The 4,355-nt window shown below is 71.7% G+C and carries 2 protein-coding genes; one reads left to right on the top strand and one right to left on the bottom strand.

Translation table 11 applies throughout. The annotated features are described in order from the left end of the window. Positions 1-116: 116 nt before the first annotated feature. Positions 117-3,323 (top strand): amino acid adenylation domain-containing protein, encoded by a 3,207-nt coding sequence (locus OHA17_RS41035; RefSeq protein ID WP_331721433.1) that lies wholly within the window; start codon positions 117-119, stop codon positions 3,321-3,323. Between the two features lie 182 nt (positions 3,324-3,505). Here OHA17_RS41035 and OHA17_RS41030 read toward each other — a convergent pair whose 3' ends face one another. Continuing rightward, positions 3,506-3,808, bottom strand: a complete 303-nt coding sequence (locus tag OHA17_RS41030) for a chorismate mutase (RefSeq protein ID WP_331721432.1) — start codon at positions 3,806-3,808, stop codon at positions 3,506-3,508. Between the last annotated feature and the right edge of the window lie 547 nt (positions 3,809-4,355).

Genomic DNA, 4,355 nt, shown 5'->3' with positions numbered 1-4,355 from the left:
CCGGCACCCGCTCCGCTCCACCGCGGGTCCCGCTGCTTGCGGGGCCCGCCCCATCCATCAGTGCAAGTGCAGTTCTGACGGCGGCCGTTTTCTGTGGACGCGAAGGGAATGACGAGATGACCGACGTGACGATCGGCCGTGGTGCCCTGCTCGGTGAGGAGCCGACGGTGCTGTTGCGGGAACGAGGTCCGGCTGCCGGGGACGACCGGCTTCCGCTCTCTCTGGGCCAGGAGCAGCTGTACCGGCTGGCATCACAAGGGGCGGAGCACCGCCTGGTCGTGGCGCTGCGCCTGAGCGGCGAGCTGCGGCAGACGGCGCTGACCGAAGCGGTGCGCCAGCTGGTGGCCCGGCACGAACCGCTGCGCACCACCTACGCCGTGGTGGACGGCAGCCCCTGCCAGAGCGTGTGGCCTGTCGCCCCCATCGAGCTGGAGCTCGCCGACCTGGAGCCGCTGCCCGCTGCGGCCCGCCAAGCCCAACTGGACGTCCGGACCAGCGAGTTGCTTGCGGCGCCCTTCGACCTCGCGTCCGGACCGGTGCTGCGGGTGCTCCTTGCCCGGCTGACCGCCACCGAGCATGTCCTGGTGCTGTGCCTGCACCGGATCGCCGCGGACGGCTGGTCCAAGGACGTCATCACCGCGGAACTGGGCGAGCTGTACGCGGCGGCCGTGGCGAGCCGGCCCGCCCGGCTGCCCGAGCTCACGGTGCGCTACGCCGACCACGCGGCCTGGCAGCGCAAGCGGTTCACCGATGCCAAGCTCGACTCGCGCCTGGACTGCTGGCGCAAGCGTCTCGCGGACCTTCCCGTGCTGCGGCTGCCCACCGACAGGCCCCGGGGCGGCGGGCGCGGCACGCACGGCGCGTTGTACGAGTTCACTGTGCCCGCCGACGTTGCCAGCGGCCTGGACGAACTGGCCCGGGACCAGGGCGGCTCGCTGTTCGGCGGCCTGTTCACGGCCTGCCAGGTGCTCTTCTCGCGCTACAGCCAGCAGCAGGACCTGGTGCTCGGCACGATCGCGGACGGCCGCGAGTCCCGGCCGCAACTCAAGGACCTGGTCGGCCACTTCGCCAACCCGCTGGTCCTGCGCGGGACCGTGCTGCCGCAGACGCCGTTCACGCAACTGCTCACCGAGAGCACCCAGACCATCCAGGACGCCTACGCCCATCAGGAGGTGCCCTACGAGCGTCTCCTGGAGGAGCTGGGAGACCGGGGTGAGGGGGGCCGCCAGCCGCTGGTGCAGGCGATGGTGGTGCTGCGTGACGCGCCCGGCGACGCCCCCGAGCTGCCCGGACTCTCGGTGCGGGAGTTCCGGCCGGCCGGGGTCCCCGCCGCGTACGACCTCACGGTGGAGTTCCGCCCGACCGACACCGGTGAACTGGCCGGTGTTCTGGAGTACGACACGGCACTGTTCGACGCGACCACCATGGAGCGGCTCGCCCGGCACCTCGGGGTGCTGCTGGCCGCAGCCGTGGCCGACCCCTCGCGCCCGGTCGGCGACCTGCCCCTCCTCGACGAGGAGGAGCGCCGCACGGTGACCGCCGACTGGGCCGTCAACCGCGTCGACTTCCCCGCCGACCGCGGGGTGCACGAGCTGGTCGCCGAGCGGGCACAGGAGCAGCCCGACGCGGTCGCGGTGGAGGACGGCTCGGACACGACGACGTACGCGGAGCTCGACGCGCGGGCCAACCTGCTGGCCAACCTGCTGGTGTCGGCCGGGGTCCGGCCGGGATCCTTCGTCGCGGTGTGCCTGCCGCGAGGTCCCGAGCTGTTCGCCGCGCTGCTCGGCGTCCTGCGAGCCGGCTGCGCCTACCTGCCACTGGACCCCGACTACCCCTCCGACCGGCTCGCCTTCATGCTCGCCGACGCCGGGGCGACGGTGTGCCTCACCGAACGGCGACTGACCGCCAAGCTGCCGGACTCGGACGTCCGGATGCTGTGCCTGGACGAGGAGCGGGAGACGATCGCCGCGCTGCCGGCCGAGCCTCCGCAGATCCAGGTCTCGGGACGTGACGCGGCGTACGTCATCTACACCTCGGGCTCGACCGGCCAGCCCAAGGGGACCGTGATCGAGCACCGCTCCATCACCCGCCTAGTGTGCAACGCCGACTACGTCTCGCTGCGCGAGGACGACGTCGTGGGCCAGGGAGCCGACGCCACCTTCGACGCGGCCACCTTCGAGATCTGGGCGCCGCTGGTGGCCGGGGCCCGCCTCGTCGTGATCGACAAGAACACCCTCCTCGACCCGGCCGCACTGATCGGCACGCTGACCCGGCACCGGATCACCACGCTGTTCCTGACCACCGCCGTGTTCAACCAGGTCGTCGCCGCCGACCCTGCCGCCTTCCGCACACTGCGCAACCTGCTCTTCGGCGGCGAGGCGAGCAACTCCGCCCGGGTGGCCCAGGTGCTCGCAGCCGAGCCCCCGGAGCGGCTGCTGAACGTGTACGGGCCCACCGAGACCACCACGTTCGCCACCTGGCACCTGGTGCGCGAGGCCGACGAGAACTCCTCCGTCCCCATCGGCGGTCCGCTCGCCAACACCACGGTCTACGTGCTGGACGAGCAGCTCGCCCCGGTGCCCGTGGGAGTGGTCGGCGAGCTGTACATCGCCGGCCCCGGAGTGGCCCGCGAATATCTCAACCGACCCGAACTGACCGCGGAACGCTTCCTGGACAACCCGCACGGCGAGGCCCCGGACGACCGGCTGTACCGCACCGGAGACCTGGTGCGGTGGACGCCCGAGGGAGTCGTCGAGTACGTGGGCCGGGTCGACCACCAGGTCAAGGTCCGGGGCTACCGGATCGAGCCGAGCGAGATCGAGCTGGTCCTCGCGCAACACCCGGACATCGAGGCCGCTTTCGTCATGGCCCTGGAGGAGGGCGGGCACAAGCGCCTCGTCGGCTATGTCCGGCCTGCCGCCGCGCGGCAGGTGCAGGCGGCCGAGCTGCGCGACTTCGTTGCCGCCCGGCTGCCGGAGTTCATGGTGCCCTCGGCCTTCGTGTCGCTCGACGAGTTCCCGCTCACCCCGAACGGCAAGATCGACCGCAAGGCGCTGCCGGCTCCGGAGCACCCGGTGGAGGGCGGCGACGGACTCCAGCCGCGCACCGAGACGGAGCGCGTGCTGGCCGGTATCTGGGCCGAGGTGCTCGGTCTCGCCCAGGTCGGCATCACCGACAACTTCTATCAACTGGGCGGCGACTCGATCCTCGGCATCATGGTCGTCTCCAAGGCGAAGAAGGCCGGGCTGCCGATCACCGCCAAGGACGTGTTCCGGCGGCAGACGATCGCCGAACTGGCCGAGGCGGTGGCCGGCCAGGCGTAGGAGCGCGGCACACTACGGCCCGCCGGGTTCTGCCCGGCGGGCCGTAGTGCTGTCCGGGAGAGCTCGCGGTGCGAGTGGCTCGCGCCGCACGCCGGGGCCATGAGAAACGGCGGAGGGGCCGCACCCGGGGTGCGGCCCCTCCGCCGTTCGTGGCGTGTGGGCGTGTGGGGGTCCCGTCCGGCTCAGATGCGGCCGCGGCCGAGCTCCAGGAGCGCCATGGCGAGGGCCGTACCGGACTTGCCGAAGGCCCCGTTGTAGGTGGACAGGACCTCCATCTCGCGCGACAGGTTCACGCGGCGGCCGCCCGATGCGATCCGGGTGTCCTGGATCATGGCCGAGAAGGCGATGCGCTCCCGGATCAGGCCGATGATGCGGTTGTCGAGCGCGTCGATGCGCTCGCGGGCGTCGCCGATCAGCGACGCGGCCTGCTCGGTGCGGGCACCGGTCGTCTCGGTGGGCGCCTGCGCGGTGGTGGTGGCGGTCATCTTCGGGCCTCTTCTCGATGGCGGGAGCGGGTTGCTTCCGTACGCGGTGCAAGGGGACCGGGAGGCAACTGCCCGGGCGGTCCTTCGCACCCGCGCTCGGCGGGTGCCCACGGCGCCGGCGAGTTCGGCGGGCCGTCGGAGACAAGGAGACCCGAGGGCGCGCAACAGGTGCGCAACACGACTGCTGCGTCGGCCTGTTGCGCACGTGTTGCGGGCCGGAGTGTTCGATGGTCCATGAGCGAACCCGCCCCCGCGCGAGAGGGAGTGTGCCGCGTGGGCGCGGGGGAGCGGGCCAATAGCCGCCATGACATGGGGAGTTCTGTGGTCGAGGCGAACGGGGGAAGTGGTCGACGGGTGTTGTCGGTCCGGACAGGCATCGTGAGCCGCATGAGCGAACGGCACCGTGCCGCACCCGAGGACTGCTGCCGAATTCCCATGAATCTATTTCCCGTTTGGGAGCGGACCGCGCTGCGCCGGCGCTTCGCATCCATTCACACGGAGGCATGATGACCAGTCGGACCAGTGATCCCGCAGGCGCCACAGTCGC

Origin of the sequence: Streptomyces sp. NBC_00212, assembly GCF_045206365.1 — a bacterium.
GTDB lineage: Bacteria > Actinomycetota > Actinomycetes > Streptomycetales > Streptomycetaceae > Streptomyces.
Note: the sequence above shows the minus strand (reverse complement) of the source record. Positions and strands in the feature narration are given on the sequence as shown.